17 protein-coding genes are annotated in these 20,596 nt (G+C 40.2%); 8 read left to right on the forward strand and 9 right to left on the reverse strand.

What is annotated here, in order from left to right; genetic code table 11:
• Positions 1 to 26: 26 nt before the first annotated feature.
• Positions 27 to 647, reverse strand: a complete 621-nt coding sequence (gene mobA, locus M1D52_RS17560; protein WP_437393417.1) for a molybdenum cofactor guanylyltransferase — start codon at positions 645 to 647, stop codon at positions 27 to 29.
• 112 nt (positions 648 to 759) lie between these two features.
• Here mobA and M1D52_RS17565 point away from each other — a divergent pair, with 112 nt between their 5' ends.
• Positions 760 to 1,986 carry an MFS transporter gene (locus tag M1D52_RS17565; protein WP_013665954.1) on the forward strand — a complete coding sequence of 409 codons (1,227 nt, stop codon included), beginning with the start codon at positions 760 to 762 and terminating at the stop codon, positions 1,984 to 1,986.
• Between the two features lie 384 nt (positions 1,987 to 2,370).
• Here M1D52_RS17565 and M1D52_RS17570 read toward each other — a convergent pair whose 3' ends face one another.
• A complete protein-coding gene (locus M1D52_RS17570; protein ID WP_437393416.1) occupies positions 2,371 to 4,824 on the reverse strand; it encodes a TonB-dependent siderophore receptor in 2,454 nt (817 codons plus the stop codon).
• Between the two features lie 114 nt (positions 4,825 to 4,938).
• The gene (locus M1D52_RS17575) at positions 4,939 to 5,370 is read right to left on the reverse strand and encodes a hypothetical protein (protein ID WP_437393414.1); all 432 of its coding nucleotides are present in this window, start codon (positions 5,368 to 5,370) and stop codon (positions 4,939 to 4,941) included.
• A gap of 243 nt (positions 5,371 to 5,613) precedes the next feature.
• Between M1D52_RS17575 and M1D52_RS17580 the strand changes: the two genes are divergently transcribed.
• The 6 genes from M1D52_RS17580 to M1D52_RS17605 all read left to right on the forward strand — a co-directional run bounded on the left by M1D52_RS17580 (position 5,614) and on the right by M1D52_RS17605 (position 13,094).
• Positions 5,614 to 6,255 carry an FKBP-type peptidyl-prolyl cis-trans isomerase gene (locus M1D52_RS17580; protein WP_013665950.1) on the forward strand — a complete coding sequence of 214 codons (642 nt, stop codon included), beginning with the start codon at positions 5,614 to 5,616 and terminating at the stop codon, positions 6,253 to 6,255.
• A gap of 413 nt (positions 6,256 to 6,668) precedes the next feature.
• Entirely contained in the window at positions 6,669 to 6,884 is a 216-nt protein-coding gene (locus tag M1D52_RS17585; protein ID WP_013665949.1) for a DUF2683 family protein, read from the forward strand.
• The gene (locus tag M1D52_RS17590; protein WP_013665948.1) at positions 6,866 to 7,147 is read left to right on the forward strand and encodes a Txe/YoeB family addiction module toxin; all 282 of its coding nucleotides are present in this window, start codon (positions 6,866 to 6,868) and stop codon (positions 7,145 to 7,147) included. The genes M1D52_RS17585 and M1D52_RS17590 overlap by 19 nt, the downstream gene beginning before the upstream one ends.
• 163 nt (positions 7,148 to 7,310) lie before the next feature.
• Entirely contained in the window at positions 7,311 to 8,129 is an 819-nt protein-coding gene (locus tag M1D52_RS17595; RefSeq protein WP_130857187.1) for a helix-turn-helix domain-containing protein, read from the forward strand.
• 64 nt (positions 8,130 to 8,193) lie between these two features.
• Complete coding sequence (locus M1D52_RS17600; protein ID WP_437393413.1) at positions 8,194 to 10,641, forward strand: TonB-dependent receptor domain-containing protein; 2,448 nt, start codon at positions 8,194 to 8,196, stop codon at positions 10,639 to 10,641.
• 107 nt (positions 10,642 to 10,748) lie between these two features.
• Complete coding sequence (locus M1D52_RS17605) at positions 10,749 to 13,094, forward strand: TonB-dependent receptor (RefSeq protein WP_437393412.1); 2,346 nt, start codon at positions 10,749 to 10,751, stop codon at positions 13,092 to 13,094.
• A 48-nt stretch (positions 13,095 to 13,142) separates the two neighbouring features.
• Here the strand turns inward: M1D52_RS17605 and M1D52_RS17610 are convergent, their stop codons facing one another.
• The 6 genes from M1D52_RS17610 to M1D52_RS17635 all read right to left on the reverse strand — a co-directional run bounded on the left by M1D52_RS17610 (position 13,143) and on the right by M1D52_RS17635 (position 20,034).
• A complete protein-coding gene (locus tag M1D52_RS17610) occupies positions 13,143 to 13,340 on the reverse strand; it encodes a hypothetical protein (RefSeq protein ID WP_013665944.1) in 198 nt (65 codons plus the stop codon).
• A 76-nt stretch (positions 13,341 to 13,416) separates the two neighbouring features.
• Positions 13,417 to 14,547 (reverse strand): MBL fold metallo-hydrolase, encoded by a 1,131-nt coding sequence (locus tag M1D52_RS17615; RefSeq protein ID WP_437393411.1) that lies wholly within the window; start codon positions 14,545 to 14,547, stop codon positions 13,417 to 13,419.
• 111 nt (positions 14,548 to 14,658) lie between these two features.
• Entirely contained in the window at positions 14,659 to 15,855 is a 1,197-nt protein-coding gene (locus M1D52_RS17620; protein ID WP_013665942.1) for an MFS transporter, read from the reverse strand.
• An 81-nt stretch (positions 15,856 to 15,936) separates the two neighbouring features.
• Positions 15,937 to 16,854 carry a helix-turn-helix domain-containing protein gene (locus M1D52_RS17625; RefSeq protein ID WP_013665941.1) on the reverse strand — a complete coding sequence of 306 codons (918 nt, stop codon included), beginning with the start codon at positions 16,852 to 16,854 and terminating at the stop codon, positions 15,937 to 15,939.
• Positions 16,855 to 17,247: 393 nt separating this feature from the next.
• A complete protein-coding gene (locus M1D52_RS17630; protein WP_013665940.1) occupies positions 17,248 to 19,449 on the reverse strand; it encodes a transferrin receptor-like dimerization domain-containing protein in 2,202 nt (733 codons plus the stop codon).
• 24 nt (positions 19,450 to 19,473) lie between these two features.
• Complete coding sequence (locus M1D52_RS17635; RefSeq protein ID WP_437393410.1) at positions 19,474 to 20,034, reverse strand: TlpA family protein disulfide reductase; 561 nt, start codon at positions 20,032 to 20,034, stop codon at positions 19,474 to 19,476.
• A 190-nt stretch (positions 20,035 to 20,224) separates the two neighbouring features.
• Between M1D52_RS17635 and M1D52_RS17640 the strand changes: the two genes are divergently transcribed.
• Positions 20,225 to 20,566: a hypothetical protein gene (locus M1D52_RS17640; protein WP_437393409.1), complete on the forward strand. Its 342-nt coding sequence runs from the start codon at positions 20,225 to 20,227 to the stop codon at positions 20,564 to 20,566.
• The last annotated feature ends 30 nt before the right edge of the window (positions 20,567 to 20,596 follow it).

Below are 20,596 nucleotides of genomic sequence, written 5' to 3' on the forward strand. Positions count from 1 at the left end.
ACAAAGAACTGTAGCGCCTACGCTTATCAAAATTTTACGATATCAAGTTTTGCTTTCTCCCAATTTGTTTCTAACGCAAGCAGCGCTGCTTTATCGTTTATATTTTGAAAACACCCACTCATGTGTCCAGGAAAAGTTTTACATAGGGTTGTTTTATTATTTAGGATGAAATCGGTCATCTTCAATTGATCCGCCATAACATGTTCTCTGACCACAGTTTTTAAACTACTCGGATATAATGAAAATAAGGGATTGGGTTTATTATTAATCATGGAAACAATTAAGTGCCCACGATCAATGGATGAGATTAAGTATGCTATTGCTTCAACTGATATAAGCGGCATATCGCACCCTACTAAAAGTACCAAATCTGCCGAGGTATTCTCCAAAGCGGTTAGCAAACCACCCATCGGCCCCTTATTAATGACCACGTCACCATATACAGGAAGGCTGAAATTTCGATAAGCAGCATGATTAGCGATTAACTTTACCGATAGCCTTGCTTTTTGCAGCGTTTGGATAATATAGGACACCATAGCTTTGCCATTCAGCGGTATCAACCCCTTATCTTCTCCCATTCTGGAGCTCTGCCCGCCCGCTAATACGAAAGCATCTATGGTAACATGTTTAGGTAAATTAGAAGTCATTTGTCATGCTCGAGGGTCAAATACATTAGGATCTATATGGTAGTTCTTTAAAAAATTCTTCAACAAATTCTTAAACTTTCACTAATTTAGGAAAAAAACCACTGAAACTTGCATGAATTTTTCGCTCCGCATCCAACTGTCCTTTATGATGTTTTTAGAGTATTTCATCAAAGGCGCTTGGTTTGTCACATTAGGCACTTACCTAACAAGCAACTTAAAAGCCACCGGGTTTGAAATGGCCAATATATTTTCCACACACTCGTTAGGTGCCGTTATTGCCCCCTTCTTTATCGGACTGATTGCCGATAAGTATTTTCGAGCGGAGCGACTGCTCGGTATATTGCACTTTTTTGGGGCCTTCTTGTTATTTTTAATGTACCAAGCCACTCAAGCAAGTGATTTTTATCCTTATGTTTTGGCTTATTTTATTGCTTATATGTCTTCGCTAGCACTCAGCAATGCCATTTCCTTTAGGCATTTACCCAATCCACGCCAACAATTTCCTTCAATCCGCGTATGGGGAACTATTGGGTGGATTATTGCGGGGATAACCATCAGTTATATTTTCCATTGGGATAAAAGTGAGGCTATTGCCTCAGGCGCCCTTAAATACACCTTTCTTTTAGGCTGTTTCTCATCCCTACTCCTGGGCTTATTTAGTTTTACCTTACCGGCTACGCCGCCTGTTAAGACTGAAAAAAACAAGAGCATGGCATCACTTTTAGGTTTAGATGCGCTACAGTTGCTAAAACAGAAAGATTTTTTAATTTTCTTTACTTCAGCCATCCTCATTTGTATACCGCTAGCTTTTTACTACCAGAATGCTAATCCCTTTTTAACCGCTATCGGTCTACCGAATCCAACCGCCAAAATGGCTTTAGGACAATTTTCAGAAGCTATTTGCTTATTATTTATCCCTTTCTTTTTTTCCAGATTAGGTTATAAAAAAACAATCCTTATAGGTATTGCGGCATGGATTATACGCTACCTCCTCTTCGCTTATGGAAACGCCGATAATTTATCCTTCATGTTGATAACGGCTATTTTATTGCATGGAGTCTGTTATGATTTTTTATTTGTTGTTGGACAAATTTATACCGATACCATTGCCGGTGATCGCTTTAAATCATCTGCCCAAGGGCTGGTTACCATCGCTATGTACGGTGTGGGTATGCTAATTGGTTTTTGGGTTGCAGGATATATTACCGAATATTTGAAAGAACAACAAGTGGTTAATTTTTGGAAGCAATTATGGATTTCTCCCGCAATCATTGCTTCGCTCGTATTCGTTTTATTTCTTTTCCTTTTTAAAGATCAAAAGATTAAAGACAAGCGATGAGCACCGGTAAACACTGATGCTCATCGTTTGGTAAAGGCGTTCAGCCAGGTTACAATATCCGTATCATCAACCGAAAAAATTGCAACCAATAGTACAATAATGAAAGAAAACAGTAAAATGCTTGAAAAATCAAGTGTACTTTGTTTTTCAATGAATGTAATTCCATGCCTAGGTCTTCGTTTACTGTTTCGTTGATTATGGTTTATCCTTCTACTGTGCATAATAGGTTTTTTAATCTGACAAACTAAATTACCAAATTATTAGACTGAAAAATCCATTGGAACGCGAATGATACGCTTTTGTCGCATTTGCTCACTATTACACAATGAAGAGCGAGTTGACCCGCTCTTCTAAAACCATTTATTGCACTAATTGCTTTTACAATCAGAAGGTATAACCAATTGACACCAAATGATTCCGAGGTGCTCCAGGGAAAAGTCGATTGAAGTCGAAACCACCCACCCAATACGTTTTATCGAGAAGATTATTAAAATTCGCTTGTATTTTGAATTTATCAATACGGTAGTACAACGCAGCGTTAACAACCCAGTAAGCGGGTAACTGCAAGATATCGCTGTTTGTATTTCTACGTGTCGCATAATTTGCGCCAAGAGCTACACCGATTCCATTGAGCGCACCCCTCATAAAATTATACTTTATCCAAATATTTCCCTGGCTCTTCGGCGCATTCGGCATCATTTCACCAATCTCACTCACATCATCACTCTGGGTTATCTTTGCTATGTTATAGGAGAAATTACCGGTTATACTAAAGTTAGGCATTATGCTTCCATACGCTTCCACCTCCACCCCCTTGGCTTGCTGTTGCCCTATTTGTCGAAGTAGGTCCGGATTTCCTTCCGCTCCTGCATTAACTAAGATATTGTTTTGTTCAATGCGATAGACCGCCGTAGTAACTGATAGATCTTTATGAAAGAATTCCATTTTTGCACCAGCTTCTACCATATTACTGATCAGTGGGTCAAAAGGACCACCGTAAGTTTCCGGATCGCCTATAGTACTCGCTGTTTGGGGTTGATAGCCCTCCGTATAGGTTGCATAAAAGCTTACAGGTTCAATTGGTGTATACACGATGCCAAGCCTTGGAATGAAGGCTTGCTGTTGCACATGCCTTTCACCAGCCTTTGTATAATTGAGTATATCTGTATAGAATTCCTGTCTAAAGCCCAATAAAATTTGCAACCTATTCCATTTCAATTGTTCTTGTACATATACCCCGTTTACGAAATACTTAGTCGGCGTTTCCTCGCGTGATACATTCATATATTGCGAAATCTCTGAAATAGAATAATCCGGATTTGCTAAATCGAAATAAGGCACATTAGGCACCGGAATCCCATTTGCAAACTGATATCGTTCCGGATGCTGCGGATCATAAGTACTATAGGTTCGCGTTCCATCGCTGCTTAAAAAGCCACTGGCATTATAGGTAGAGTTTCCTTTTGGAAAGGTTTCCTGGATATGATCATAACCGATCAGGAGTTTATGTTCAAAAGGCCCGGTGTTGAAATCAAAATTAAAATAAGTGCTAAGATTATCAATATAATTTTTCCGCAGACGTCGTATCGTTTGCATGCCCATTAATGTAGGGATTTGATTTCCCAATGAATCTACTGCATATTGATTCGATGTACGATGTTCCAATAAGTCTTCATCATAAAAAGATTTAAGATAAGATGCGTTAAAAGTGATATGGTCAGAAAACCGATGTTGTAACGAAATGGTTGAAAATAGATTCAACTCATTTTGGTAATCATTTTTCCGTCCAATGGCAAAGGATATCGGTGTCGAATACAGATCCGTACCGGAAGAGGCCCCAAAAATCGGTTGCCCTCGATCGAGTCGACCTTTATTATATTGATATACCAAATCGAAGTTAACACGTGTTCGATCGTTTGGTATAAACGAAAAAGAAGGGGCCAATACCAGTGCTGAACCATCTTGCAGTATACGAAAGGATTCCGCATTCTGATAAGCCAAGTTAAGCCGATACAATAGCGTTTTACTATCGTTCATCGGACCTGTAAAATCCATCGTGGTTCGATAAGTGTTATAACTCCCGGTTGTAAAATTGATTGATTTACGCGCCTCATCTAAGGGCTTTTTAGTGACCGTGTTAATAGTACCTCCCGGATCGGTATTGGCAAAAAGTGCAGAAGCAGGTCCTTTAATTACTTCAATGCGCTCGACATAAGGTAGCAGGTTCTGTGCCCAACCACGGGTTGAAATACGCAGGCCGTTTATTAGGGTGTTACTTGCACGGAAGCCCCTCAATACAAAATCATTATTATTATACGAATACTGGTTCACACCGCTCACATTCTTGATGGCATCACTGGTTTTAAAGGCCAGCTGATCGTCCAAGGTTTCTTTGGTTACATAACTGATGGATTGCGGAGTCTCCTTAATAGGAGTCGCTGTTTTCGTTCCGCTAAAACTATTGGTGTTTTTGTACCCGCTTTCTTTGCGCCCTATCACCTCTACCGATTGCAATGCTTCTTGACTTGATTCAAGTACTATATCCAATGAAAGGCCTTCCCCCTCTTTAACAGACACTTTTGCTTGATAATGTTTGTAGCCAACAAAACTTAGGTGCAATATATATTCGCCAGGTCTTGCCATGAATTGAAAGTATCCTTCACTATCCGTTTTAGTTAGCGTCATCTTATCGTTTAGCCAAACGGTCACACCCGCCAATGAATTACCATTGGGATCTTTTACAACACCTTGAAGTTTGTTTTGCGTATGATTGGATTGGGCCCTAGTGCTAATGGACAAAGAAAGGAAACTGAATAAAAGGAAAAGTTGATATTTCATTTGATATTATTTAAACTAATTCTAAAGAGAGGCAAATATAAAAATATCTTCCTCTTATTTAGAATCAATAAAAATAAATCTTTGGGGTTTCCGCCGAAGGTTAGAACAGTCGGGTCATTTTTGCAGATATTTCTTTTTCAAATCACGCATCAGTTTCTTCACCACAGCCTTTCCTGCATTGAAGCCATTCGTTCCATTAGGACTGGCTTTATAGGTAGTGGATTCCCAAAGTACCTCTCCTTTTTGGTCAATTATTTTTGCACTCAATGCGTATGATGTACCTCCCCATGAAGTTGCTGTGATTCCCTTAGAAGCTTCTATATGAACGCGCATTTGCAAATCCGACTGTTCCGGTGCAGAGACCAGATGCCAATAATTCCATTCTTTCAATCGCTCCGACAATTCGTCGGCTGTTTTTAGCACTTGCTCATTTTTGGAATTTACTTCAATGAACAAATTTTCTTTTTGTTCCTGCACTTCATTTCCTTGTGCAAATAAGACTCCCGCAATGAGCAGAAAACACAAACTGCTTATTATTAATTTCATATGTTTTATTATTTGTAGAGTTTTCGCTAAGCTAAAATCTTATCCGTTCTTTTTCAATCGCAGAAAACCATTAATTTTTAATCAGGCAGGTTAGATTTATTCGACGCTATCAATATCAATTTTCCGCTAAAACAATTTATTGTAGCGAAAGCCAGTCTATAAACGTTAAAAGATCGACAAGGATTATTCAGATGTTATCAATCAACCTGAACAATACCAAGGAAAAAATTAACGTATATACAAATGAAACACACAAACAAAATTCTATTTCTACTTTTTGGGGTGCTAATTGCTTTTTCAGCCTGTAATAAAACTGATTTCGATGAAATAAGAAGGGAACAGGAAAGACAGGATTCCATCACGCAAGCGCGTATCCGCAAAGTCCTTGCCGAACAAGAACCGATCTTAAGAGCTTATGTTCAAAATCCAGCGAACGGGTGGACCAACCCCAGACGCAGTGATAGTACCGGTATTTGGTACGAGGTGTTGGAGCCGGGGCAATCTGATTCTTATACCTATAAATTGAATTCAGTGGGTCAAATTGTAGCACCTACAATTGAAGTAAAATATAAGGGACAACTGCTTAATGGAACTGTATTTGATCAAACCAGTGATTCTTTAGCCAACAAAAAAACCTTTAAAACCAATTTAGGCGCCAATATTATCCGTGCCTGGGTATATGCTTTCATACCAAGCTCATTTACTTATAATGGTCAGAACTTGCCGACCTTTGGGTTGACAAGCTCCGGATTGAAAAAAGGATCTAAGATCCGTTTTGTAACCCCATCACCTTGGGGCTACGATGATAAAGCTAACGAAAAAATACCCGCCAACTCTCCTCTAGTATTTGAAATAGAAGTCGTTGACATTAACGACAATCTATAGCGTTTCCTGACACGCCAACAATTTGCAGCGCCTGAAATTTAAAACATAAATTTCAGGCGCTGTCATTACTAATCCTTTCTGCCTCGCGATCATATTTCAATCTGTAGGCATCTAGCTCTATCCATGTTGGTCTCAAATCGCATCAACAGCGAATCAGATGGGACTTCTATCCGACCGCGACCCCTTCAAACTCCCAGGTGATTCGCTGTTGATTCCCAATAGATCCTTATCTACGCGAACAACGTACGAAGCTGGTACGATGAGTGGTTTAGCATACCTCATATTTTTTCACAATTATCATTTAGATCCGATTAGGGTAGCACGGTATTCTATACTGTAACTGTTAATTCCTTGAACACTCGAGTAATTGATATCAAATTGCTTTTATGAAATTCGTTTATTAAATTTGTATTATGGAAGCAGTAGTGATTCATCCAAAAAATAAAGAGCAATTGGCCGCCGTGAAAGCCTTCGCCAAAGCTTTGAAGATGGATTTTGAAACCAAGGCAACCGAAAACCATTACGATCCTGAATTTGTAAAACAAATCTTAAATGCTGAAAAATCGGCAAAAAAGGGTAATGTCACAAGAATTAAAGATGCCAAAGACATATGGGCAGATATTCTATAGACGTTGAGAAAAAGGCGAGAAAACAGCTGATCGAAATTTATAAGTCTGGCAATAAAGCTGATATTAAGAAATTAGAGACCATTTTTGCGGAATTAGCAGAGCATCCTGAGAGGGGAGCAGGAAACCCTGAACAATTGAAATATGAACTATCAGGATTTTGGTCAAGGCGTATTAACTCAAAAGACAGACTTATTTATAAAATAAACGATTTACAAGTAATTGTTACTGTAGTTTCCGCTAAGGGGCATTATGGTAATAAATAGACCCTATCCTATTAAGAGCTTTTGTATAGACGGTATCCGACTGATGCGACAACCTTTATACGCTTACACCCACAACAAATAATCTACTATTTTTATAGAGAATAATTGCAGAAATTAAGTGGACCCTTCTTATTTTTATAGACGAATCATATAGCGATGAAGAATGCAGGCATTTAAGATAAAAGAGAAAATAGGTTTAGACAAAACATTTAAAATAGCACCTTTTCGAAAGCATATACGGAATACCGAACCCCACAAGCATAAAAACTATTTCGAAGTCATCTTTCTATGGAAGGGTGACGGTGTGCATCTGATAGATAGTACCGCCTATCCTATCGCTGCACCCGCTATCTTCATCCTAAAAAAGAACCAAATCCACGCTTGGGATATCGTCAGCGAACCCGAAGGCTTTGTTCTGATTATAAAGGATGAATTTATAAACCATAGTAAAGACACCGAACTAAAAGCCCTGTTTCATTTGTTCTGGAGAATTGAACATCTGCCCCTCCAGCACGATATTCAACCGATTCGAAACCTTTTCGAAAGCCTCTACCATGTATATTCGCAAGAGCAGCATTTTCAGGATTTAATTATCGAGGGCTTATTGAAGAGTATTTTAGGCACCCTACTACAAGAGGGGCTCAAGCAGGATATTGACAATAGATACCTAGACCTATATGCATTATTTATTGATCTGATTTCGACAACCGAGGGAACCAATAGAAATCTAAGCTTTTATGCTGAAAAGCTAAACATTCCGTCGAAAGTGCTTAATGACATTTGTTATAAGGTGGCTGGAACATCAGCAAAGAAGATTGTCGAAGCCTTTACCCTTTCTGAAGCCAAACGTTATTTACAGTTCAGCAACCTTACCATTAGCGAAATTGCTTTCCGACTGCAATTCAACGATCCGTCCTATTTTGTAAAGTTTTTCAAAAAGCACACGAACATAACACCGCATCAGTTTCGTGCTTTATCATAAATTACCAAAGATAGATCGATTTTCACCATTTTTATCGCGATAACTATCCTAGCTTAGCGCAAGTATGAAAAATCTGTACGTACTTTCTTTTTTATTATTTTTTCTTTCATCTTCCGCTTTGGCTCAAGAAGCTCAAGTTTCCGGCCAAGTATATGATTCGTTAAGCCATAGCCCAATAAGCTACGCAAGTGTAAGCATACATCAAAACAATCATGATTCAGCTTTTGTAGATGGCGTTATGACAAATGAAAGCGGCGCTTTCTCACTCGCAAAATTAAAAGCAGGACAATACCTGCTTAAAATACGATTTTTAGGTTATGAAACGCAGGTAATCAAACTGACACCGCTCCATGCAGGCGAACATTTAGCTATAAAAGCAATAGAATTGAAACCATCCGCTACCTTTTTAAACGAGGTGGTTGTTTCAGCTCAACCCAATCTAAATTATCATAAGATAGATAAGCAAGTGTACAAAGCAAACCAGTTTGAGACGGCAAAGGGTGGAACTGCTATCGATATTATCAAAAATATGCCATCAATAGCGATCAATGGGCAGGGAGAAATTACATTACGAGGGTCTAGTGGCTTTTTGGTATTGATAAACGGTAAAGCGGTACAAACGGATGTGCAGACGATATTAAGTCAACTTCCCGCTAATGTCGTGGAAAATATTGAACTGATTACCGCCCCATCAGCAAAATACGATCCGGATGGTAAAGGTGGTATTATCAATATCACTACAAAAACAGGAGTGGATAACGGATCTTTTCTTGCGATAAACCTACAAACTGGCTTTCCCAGTTTTAACGATTACAATAATAAAGAAAGTCAAAAACGTTATGGCACTGATATTTCCTTCAACTATAAAAATAACCGATGGGATTTAACGGCAAGTGCTAACTACCTTCGCAATGATAACGCCGGGTTCAGAGAGGGCGACGTCTATACGATTATCAATCAAATTAAAACTACCTTTCCGTCGAATGGTGAGCGCAGCTTTGATAAGTACAATTACGGCGGACGCTTTAATATCGAATTTAAAGCAGATGAGAAGAACACGTTTTCAATCGGATTTTTTGCAGGACACAAATTTCAGGATCGTGTGGCTGATATTTACTATAACAATACCAAAATAGATTTGGAAAGTCAGCAAGTTATAGGAAAGACTTCCTATTTTAATGCCAATCTCCAAACAAAACAAGGTAATTTTGTACTTGGAAATTTTGGTTATACCCATCAATTTAATGATCGATCCAACCTGTCTCTTTCGCTACTCTACGAATATGCCGACTTATACGGTTCTACAGATAATAAAAATATAGAAGGGAATACGACCGTTCAACATACTCTTAACACTTATAAAAACCCGCTCAAAGGATTACGAGCTAAATTGGATTATTCGGTAAAAATTGGCGAAGGAAGCTGGGAAAGTGGCTATCAATTCAGGGAAGACAAGCAAAACGGAGATTTTATTTACTCAACAAAACAGGGAGATACTTTCGTCGTTGATCCGGAATTTTCTGGTCTAATAGACGCTCGGAATTCCATTCATTCACTTTATAGTCAATACGCCGGTAAGCATAAAAAGTTCGAATATACGGGCGGCTTACGCTATGAACATGCAAATCGTAATGTAAACTTGCGAGGGGAAGAGGCACCTCATGTACTTACTTTGGACAATTTATTCCCTTCAGCCAATATACTTTATACACTTAGCAGCGGGTGGCAAACAAAAGCTGGCGTCAGTAGAAGAGTGCAGCGAACCAATAATTTTGAATTGAATCCTATACCTGAGCGTGAACATTCAGAAACCTTGGAGCAGGGAGATGCTGATTTATTACCCGAGTTTATATACCTGGCAGAGCTAGGGCTTATCAAAACTTTCAAAAAGGGGTCATTTTTCTCCACCTTATACTATCAAGATATTAAAAACCCTATTCAACGGGTAAATAGCGTATACACGGATACGATTTTAAATCGTATCTATACGAATGCGGGCAAGGCCTATAGCTATGGTCTGGAAACGGGCATCAATACACAGATAACCAAGCAATGGCAAATTTATTTAGGCGCCAATCTATATAAGTACCATATAAAAGGGACGTTATTCGATGAACAGATCGATGTAGCCAATAGCGATTGGGTCTATGCCATCAATTTTAACACAGACTATAAAATAAATTCCACACTTAACGTTCAAGGAAATCTTAACTATTTGTCGGCTCGTCCAACAGCTCAAGGAAGAGATTCTCGTTTTATATCACCTAACCTCGCACTGAAAAAAACTTTCATGAACGGCCGGTTCAGTGCGCAACTACAGTGGCAAAATATCGACCTGGGATTTATCCAGGCTAATGAGCAACGGATTACAACCTTTGGTTCCGATTTCTATACCACTACTAACTATATTTACGAAAAAGATATTCTACTCTTAAACCTCAGTTTTCAACTAAATAAATTGAAGAATAAACTCAAGCTTCCGGAGAGCGAATTTGGAAACAAAGAATTTTAATCCCACTTCTGTCATATTATTGTCATCCCGTAATTTGTTATTTTTAATAGGTCTAAATAACTATACATTTGTGCCGATTAAATTCAACCATCTTACAAAAGACGTCAATGAAGCAACTTCTACTTTTCGCAAGCTTATGCCTACTTACTCTATCCCTCTCCTTTGCACAATCGCAAAAGGTCACATTAAAAGGATTAATTACTGATGATAAAGGTGCGCCGCTACAAGATGTAACCATTAAGGTCCTCGACAGCATTGGTGTTCGAAAAACCATCTTAAAAACGGATCAACGGGGCCAGTTTGTTACAAATACGCTACCAGGAGGAAATTACAAGCTGATAGCGAGCTACATAGGCTATAAAGAAACAACCAAAGAAGTCCAGCTCACAACGAACACCGCGACACAGATTGAGTTTATACTCAGTCAGGATATCGCCCTTAATGAGGTGGTTATTACCGCTGGCCGCAAGCCGGAGAGTATCGACGAAGTACCCTCATCTATTAGTATTCTCAATGCCCAAGAGGTTAAAGAACAAACCAACGTCAACCCCTCTATAGCTACTATTTTAGGAAATACGATTCCGGGACTCGGTACAGGAACAAACAAGGCCACCAATAGCGGACAAACCCTACGTGGTCGGCAGGTATTGGTGCTTATCGATGGGATTCCACAATCGACACCCTTGATGAATGGGGCCCGGGATATACGTACGCTTGACCCAGCTGTCATCGAACGTGTGGAAGTGATCAAGGGAGCAACTTCAATTTACGGCAATGGCTCCGGGGGAGGTATCATTAACTTCATTACCAAAACACCGGCAGTGGGAAAACGTTTTGGAGGAACGACCAGTATCGGAACGAGCGGAAATCTAGTGCACCCATCCAAGACGATTGGCTATCGGATTTCACAGCTCTTCGAAGGCTCGATTGATAAATTCTCTTATGTTGTAAGTGGAACGTACAATTACACCGGCGTATTAAAAGATGCTAAAGGCGAAGTAAACGCACAGGCTGACGGTCTAGGGGAAAATAATCTCTACAACACCTTTATTAAGCTTGCTTATAAGCCGAATGAGCATAGCGCCTTTACAGCATCCTACAATCTGTTTAGAAGTGTTCAACACAGTGATTATGTCAATATTGTTGGAAAATACCGTGAGAGGCCTTCCACTGGGGTCAAAGGAGATGATCCAGGTGAACCGGCGGGTACACCTTATAACCATAACGTTTTCCTTTCTTATCACCACGATGCATTGCCATACCGTACATCACTCGATATAACGGCTTATTATAATCGCTTCGTTTCCATGAATCGTTATGTTGAACAAGGAACCGCGTGGTACGGGCCCGGACAAACAAAAATTCAATCTTTTAAAAAGGGTTTGCGTTTAAACCTCAATACACCTTGGGCTATACATGACGACCTCCAAGCAGAGCTTACCTATGGGCTCGATCTGCTAAACGACCGAACAAATCAAATTCTAACCGATGGCCGTGTTTACATCCCGGATATGGACATGGTTAATCTGGCACCTTATGCACAGCTTAAGTTAGACCTATGGAATCATTTGGTGCTGAAAGGAGGTGTGCGCTACGAGAATGCCAATGTAAAAGTAAAGGATTTCAATACCATCGCGACAGGTCCTAATGGTGAGGGAAGCATAGCCGTATCGGGGGGTAAAATCCCGTATCACGCCACCATGTTCAATGTTGGTTTGCGCTATAACAAATACGATTTCTTAAATCCATTCATTAGCTTTTCGCAGGGCTTCGCCATCAATGAGTTGGGACGTATCCTACGTAGGGCTACGCAAAGTACGCTTGAAAGTATCGAAACGGATCCGATTATTACGAACAATTATGAGCTGGGTATCAGCAGTCGTTTCGATATTTTTCACCTTACTGCTGCTTACTATATTAGCACTTCCAAGTTTGGCGCGAACTTAGTTGATGTTGGCGGATACCTGGTACCGCAGCGTGAGCCGGAACGCGTATATGGTTATGAAGTAACAGCTGACGCTTTTCTTAGTCCGCAATGGACGGTTGGAGCAAGTTACTCCTTTGTAGAAGGCAAATCAGAGCAGGAAGACGGTACAAAAGTATATATGAATGGTATTCGCATCGCCCCGCCTAAAGCGACGGCTTATGTTGCTTTCCGTCCTTCCTCTGTGTTCGATCTTAAGCTAAATTGGGTATATACGGGCGATAGGAATCGCTTTGAGCCACGCTCAAACGGGTTATATGCTAACAGTGAAGGACCGGTAGACGCTGTCAGCTTGCTTAATCTCTCTGCTTTATACCGAATCAACAACAAGTTTTCCCTAGGGATGGGCATAGAGAATCTGTTAAACAGCTCCTACTATCCAGTGGTTAGCCAATATCGCGCAATTGATGCCGAGTACGTTCGTGGAAATGGGGCCACCCTAACGATGAATCTCTCTTACAACTTTTAAAAGCAGCTTGTCTTTCAGTATAAGTAATCTTCGGTTTTTAAACGAAGGTTACTTATACTCACCGGATGTTCGATGTTTAAGTTCCCGTTCCATATCGTCTTTGAAACGCATTATTTTCTCTTTCCATGCCGGTGCCTTCTCTTTAATATCATCCACCATCGATCGGCCATTTGCATCTTTCTTCGTCGCATATTTATAGGCACCATAAGCGGCTGCGCCTAGTAGTATTGTTCTAAATAATCCCATTTTGCACTGATTTTACTAATGTAACTACCTTTTAACAAACCGCCTACTGAAATGTTTCAGCGAAAATAAAATATGGTTATTTTACACCTTTCCACCATGCTGTAAAGGTCTGGGCAGGATCATCGAGGCGGACTACCTCCCCTATCATGGGCGTAATAAAAGGCAACTTCTCCGATGTAGCGAGTATGCTTATTCTTTTTAAGGGTTCGTCCCAGGCATGCAGAGAAAGCGCAAATTTTGATGAGTGTACCGGAAAAAGACGTTTGGTTCCTAAGTCTTTCGAAGCGTTTATAACTTCTTCCGGAAGCATATGAATCGCTTGCCAGGCGGGGTTGTATTGTCCATTGTCAAGAATCGCCAAATCAATCGGACCAAATTGCTTGCCTATCGTCGCAAAATGGGTATCATAACCGCTATCACCGCCCAAATAGATTTTTTTGGTTGGGGTTTCCAACAAAAATGAGAGCCAAAGTGTATTGTTTCTGCTGAAACTTCTACCTGCGAAATGGCGGGTAGGCAAGGTATGCAAGGTTGTTTGGGTATTAACGACAACCTTTTCATTCCAATCTTTTTCAATAATGTTATCGGCTTCATATCCCCAATGTTCAAAATGGGCACCTACCCCTAAACCACAAATTATCCGAGTCACCTTATCCTTCAACGCCACAATCGTTTCATAGTCAAGATGATCATAGTGATCGTGTGTAATCAAGAGATAGTCAACCGATGGCATATCCACTGCGGTATAGATATCGGTTCCTTTAAAACTTCTATTCGATCCCGGAACGGGTGATGCATTCCCACAAAATACCGGATCCACCAAATAGCGTACGCCGTCTAGCTGTAATAAATAGGAAGAATGCCCAAACCAAACCAGAAGATTAGCATTCGGGTCCAGTTGCTGTAAGTTTGTTTTAACAGTAGGAAGTGGATCAGTCGGTCGGTTTCTCGGATCCTTACCGAAAAAGAACTTATAAAGTACACCGATAAAAGAGTATCCTTCGGTGATCGTTGGTGTAAAATGTAGATTCTGAAACTGTCCATCTCGGTAGTTGGGTGATTGCTTTATCCGCTCTAGTCGCTTACCGGAAGGTGCTTGACCAAATTTATCTTGTCGAATATAAAAAAAAACCGTAATCGCTAACAAAACGGATACACTGAGAATAACGACCATCATATATTTTAATATCCTTAATAGCTTCTTCATTGCATGATTTTCTACTTGCAACCGGAGAGTACGCTGCATTTTTCCGACACTACTTCATCTAGATGGGCGGATAAAAAGCATGGCAAGATAGCAATTAATCTCTTTGAATGCTTAGTCTGCCCCACTCATCCGAATCTTTTTCAATACCTGCAATAGTGAAAATGTCACAACGGCCATTGCAAAATAACAGATGGCAAGCGTACTTTGGCTACTCACTTTTACCAGACTAATCGTGCTATAGCTTAGCACCGAGGTTATGAGATAAGAACCTCCGCTGGTAATACCACTGGATATACCCGCGTTTTGCGGAAAACGTGTTAAACAAAAAGTGAAATAGACGTTGTACATAAAGCCCGCACAAACATGCATACTGAATACAAATAACATTAATACGTATAGGTTCGTAAACAACGTACCAACGAAAAACATCAATAGCGCAATCATGCATTCAGAAAAATTAGCGATTCGTAACTTCATTAGCAGCGGACGACTGGTTAATTGCTTAGCCAACATACCTCCTACAAAAAGGCCTAAACCGGAAATGAGCGCACAATAACCGGTTACCACCGATGATAAATGGAATTGTTCTTCGATAATAAAAGGAGCCGTCATACCAAAAATCAGGACCATCGAATAACTTGCTGCCAACACGAAGAGCCCTAGTGAAAACTCCTTCGTTCCCAACACCTTACGATAACTTGCAATAATAGTAGGCATACGGAAGGCCTGGGCCTGGCGCATTGCTTCCCCACAGAATATATATTCCAAGGTAAAAGAAAACAAAGCATAAACACCTAGGAAAATAAAATTAGATGTCCAGCCCCAATAAGATTGCAGGTACCCACCCAAGAAGGGAGCTGTAATGGGACCGAGCGACCAGACCACCGACAGCAACCCCATATAATGTTTGAGCTTTTCGCCTGTATAGATATCAACTAAAAAGGCACGCTTGGCCACCACGATCAGCGCGGTCAATATTCCCTGTAAAACGCGTATAGCATAAAGGAAGTAAAGATTATGCACATAAGCAATCGAAAAATTACTCAATGCAAATAGCAACAAGGCGCCTAATATAATTCGATATCTTCCAAAACTATCAACTACACTCCCGGCAACAAACATGGTAATCCCGTAACTGATCAAAAAGCAAGAAAGCGTCAACTGAATACCTGCCGCGCTTGTTTGAAAAACCGATTGCATCTCTGGGAAAGATGGAATATAAACATCGGTTACGAGCCCTGATAAAGGAATTAAAATAAAGGTAGAAATCGTACTGATCTTCTCAAATTTGCTATTATATAGCTTCATAATACCCTGTTTTTTAGCATTACAAAACTAGCGGACTATTCGTTATCGAAAAATAAGCAAATCAAATATTAGTTAATGAAATCAAATATCGCTTAACAGCAGACTCCGATATTCTCTTGGACTTTTACCGGTTTTCCGTTTAAAGAAATTATTAAAATGCTGAGGATACTCAAAACCTAGGCTGAATGCGATTTCGGTAATACGCCAATGACTGTATTGTAACAAATCGAGCGCTTCTTGTAAGATTCGTTCTTGAATAAGATCGCTGGTAGTTTTACCAAAATAGGAACGCAAACTGTAGTTTAAGTGATTCACGTGAACCTGCAGCTGTAGTGCATAATCAGCCGGGCTTTTAAGAACCAGCGCATTATCGGGAGACTCGATAGGGAATTGCTTTTCCAGTAGATCACAAAATCGATTGACTAGGTCGCTATCCGGAATTCGCTTCTCTGACGCACCCCGTTCCATCCGTAATTTAACTGTCGTATAAGTAATCAATCGTAAAAAGTCTTCAATGATCTGCTTTTTGTAAACAAATTCACTATTATACTCCTTAAGCATCCATTCAAAATATTGAGACAGTAAATCGTATTGCTCTTCACTCAGAAAGATAAAGGAGTATACGTCATTTCGAAACAGGTTAAATAGATTAGACAGGGCCTTCCGCAATTCATTACCAATAAACAAATCGTTAAACAAGCAAACATAGCCTTTCTGAGCCGGGGATGTGTTTTCCCAACCAAATCTCACATTGGTATTAGAAAAGAAAATCGCCGGTTTATCAATGGAAATTGTGCCTTTATCAGTATGCAATATGGCGCTTCCCAGCGTTAAACAGATTTTGTAATAATCCTTGCGGGAAAAATGTAAGCTTGCATAACAATTGTTTCGTTTTAAGACATTGAAGTGGGCATTATTACCACCACCTTCTATCAAATCCGGCGGCATTTTTCTACACGTTCTTCTATAGTATTCCTGTAAAGTCTCCGCTTTCTCCATTGCATATAAGTTAATTAATTCAAAGATACAAAATTATGAATTTCGATTTAATCATTTTGCTCGACAATGGAACAAACGTATTCGAAAAAAGAAGGTACGACTGGATAGGTGGATAAGACAAAGTAGCGTTTTGACAGGGTCTTTCTTCGAGGTGAGTCCAGGATGAGTCCACGTTGTCTCCAGGGTGAGTCCAGGTTTTTAAGGAAAAACCTGGACTCACCCTGGAGACAATCTACTTGTTGAGTGCTTACACAGCAAAGATGCTACGAATCTGGTCCAAAGATGATGTTATGCGGGTAATGGTAAAATTAAAAAACAATGAAGTCTTACAAAAGTAGTTTACAAGTGTAATAAAAATTGACTAGACATCCCTCTTTAATATCAATAGTTTCATTATATGAAAATACGATCAAGCGCGGTTTTAAGTTTTCGGATCGTACCGATCAGTAATTGTAGCTGCTCTTCAAACTCTTGATAATGCCCTTCTTCCAGGGCTTCTCGGATGCCGGGCAATGTTTTGACTCCATAACCGGTATAAAATCCCGGTGCATAAATACTATGCTTATACCATGGACGCCTAGGTAATCCCTTTTCCAGTAACAACGATTTCTCCGCTTGAAAAAGCTGCTTGTTTACCAATGCTAAAGCTTTTTTGTTTCCTTTAAATGTTTGCCGCCGCTCTTTAAGCGCTTGAATGGATTTGCTTAAGCTATCAACACCTTCTTGCAATCCCGCAAATGAAAAATTGGGTACTGATTTTTTTGGTATCGGTTGTACATAGGGCTCTTTCGGATCGGCTGCCAAGGCATATAAAGAATCTTTTATCAGTTGGTTTTCAACAGCATGGAACAGACGAAGATCCTCACCAAGCTTTTGCACCTCATTTGCGTACGTATTGATTGCTTCTTGCAGGCCATCAAAGCTAAAAGGTAAAATCTCAGCCTCGGATAATCGTAAAACAGCTCTACCGGCAACTTGTGCCAGCGCAAGCCCATAACTGAAATCGGGGTCTTTGAATCGGACATAATGATTATACGAATCATAAATGCTATGATAATCCCCTCCTTCACTTTCTCCTCCAAAAGAAAAATTAAGACTAGGTATTCCTAAATGCTGTAAGAAGGCCGAATAATCAGAACCTGTTCCCAACGCTTGTAAAGCAAACTCTTTTTTTGCGAGCAACTTTTGCTTCTGCTGCGGAGAGGTCGCCGATATAACTGTGTTGGCCAATTTTCGATCGAGTATCGACTTACCTGTTAATGGATCCTGTACATCACCTGCTATGTCGGTTACCAAATCCTTTAATGCGTGGGATCCGCCGGCACTCAAAAAACCCCGCCCGTTTCCATCCGTATTAATATAGGTTACCGCCTTTTGTTTCAATTCTTTTGCATGATGTTCTACCCATTCGGTTGAGCCGAGCAGCGACTGTTCTTCGCCATCCCAAGCACAGTAAACCAAGGTTCGTTTCGGTTTGAAGCCGTTTTTAACCATGGTTCCAATTGCTTTTGCCTCCTCTAATAAAACGGATAGTCCCGCTACCGGATCATCAGCTCCATTGACCCAAGCATCATGATGATTTCCTCGAATAATCCACTCGTCAGGAAATTCATTGCCTTTGATCTTGGCGATTACATTATAAGCAGGCACAATATCCCAGTTTTGCTTAATTTTTAAATGCACTTTGCTCTGATTCCCACCGCCGATCCGATAAGTTATAGGAAGTGCACCTCGCCAAGCGTTTGGAGCTACCGGACCGTCGAGGGCTTCCAATAAAGGCTTCGCATCGTGATAACTGATCGGTAACACCGGTATCTTTAAAATGGTAGCAGCTTCTTCTTTCGTCAAGCGCTTTGCATCCTTCGTTGCACCAATCCAGGGAGTTAAAGGATCCCCTGGATAAACCACCATATCCATTACCGAACCCCGTTGCACCATATACTCGTTCTTGAAAGGCCCTTCAGGATAAACCGCGCCTTGAAAATAGCCGTCCTCTTTCGGGTCGGAGTAAATAATGCAACCAACAGCACCGTGCTCATAAGCAATCTTGGGTTTTATTCCGCGCCAGCTATTACCATATTTTGCTATCACGATTTTTCCTTTTACATCCACCCCTAATCGTTCCAGTTGTTCATAATCGGCTGGTAAGCCATAGTTGACAAAAACCAGCGGTGCGGTCACATCTCCATCTGCACCCCATGCATTATAGGTTGGCAGCTGCCCCTCTTGATGCGCTACTGGATCACCTTCTACCGGCATTTCTTTTAATATGGCTTGATAGTGGCTTGGTGCCAATAGTTCAAGCTGTCGCTCAATCGGCGTAGGAAATAATACGTGATAAACTTCCAGTTGAGCATCCCATCCATATTGTTTAAACCAATTTAAAATTTCGTTAGCAACCTCTTTTCCTCTTGGGGAACCAAGATGATGGGGATACGCCGACAAATTCTTGATATTCCGTCCAATACTCTCTTTCTGCAAAAGAGCGTCAAAGCGATTTTCCAGTGGTTCTTCCTGTTGCGCTTTAAGTATGGTAAATCCGAAAGTAAGAGAAAGGATGAGAATAGGCAATACTTTGTTGAAGTGTACTTGCATAGCTGACTCGGTAACGGTTTCCGATTAATGTTGTTCTTTTGTTAAATTATCCACTGCCTGAATCAGTTGGGCAAACTCGGCCTCATCATATAAACGTGTTAAAAATCGTATTTTTCCGGTACGATCAATAAGAACGTTACGGGTCACTCCTGCCTTTTTATCAGCAAATTGTTGAAAAATACCAGCTCCAGGATCTAGCGCTAAAGGATAGGTAATGTTCATATCCCGATGAAACTTTAGCACCGTTTCTAAGGGCTCGTCGCGATCCACGCCAATCAATACCACATCTTTATCCTTATAAGCTTGCCAAATATCGCGTTCGAGATAAGGCATTTCTTTTCGGCAAACAACACACCAAGAGGCCGTAAATTGCAAAAGAACAATTTTTCCCCGTAATTCTTTTAAAGAAGTCTTACTGCCGTCATGCAACACCAACTCGAAATTATCCGGCGCCTGATCTCCTACCTGAACGATATAGCCGCGATCAGCATCTTTAGTTTGAGATGTATCTTGTTCACTCCTGGCAGCCGCGTTAAATGTGAGGCCCATTAAAAACCCAATTAACGTCAATCGTATTGTTTTCATCCAGTTATTTTCTTTTACTAAATCAATAATAGGCAAATATATATAAAATCTACCACTTTTATAGATTACACACAAAACCTAAAGAAAATCGCTTTATTCATTAGAATACCATTAAAATTACATCACGTTAGTTGCGAAAGGTTAACAATTTGCTGACATCTTCGTATAATAGTGCCGCTAATTTTGTAACATGTTGCAACACCTTAGAAGTGCCTTTTTACGTTATACTATCGGATTCTTCTTAATTAGCTTATTTACGCTAAAAATGGCTGGGACTGTCACTGCGATTATAAAAGATAAACATCTTTCAAACTTTAAGATTTGCAACGATTCAGAGAAGTCGGAAAAAGAAGAAAAGAAAGATCCTGAGAAACAACAGAAAAAAACCGTTGATTTTTTTGCGAAGAACGATGAATGCGATTCCCGAATCTTAAAAAAGAGAGACGGAAATGCAGAAGGTACTCACCGCTTTGCTTACTGTATTCCGCATTTCGGTACGGTTCCATCCCCCCCTCCGGACCGCATCTATTAATGCCATTTCACAGAGAAAATCACCCTAACA

The sequence above is a fragment of the Olivibacter sp. SA151 genome (assembly GCF_054130995.1).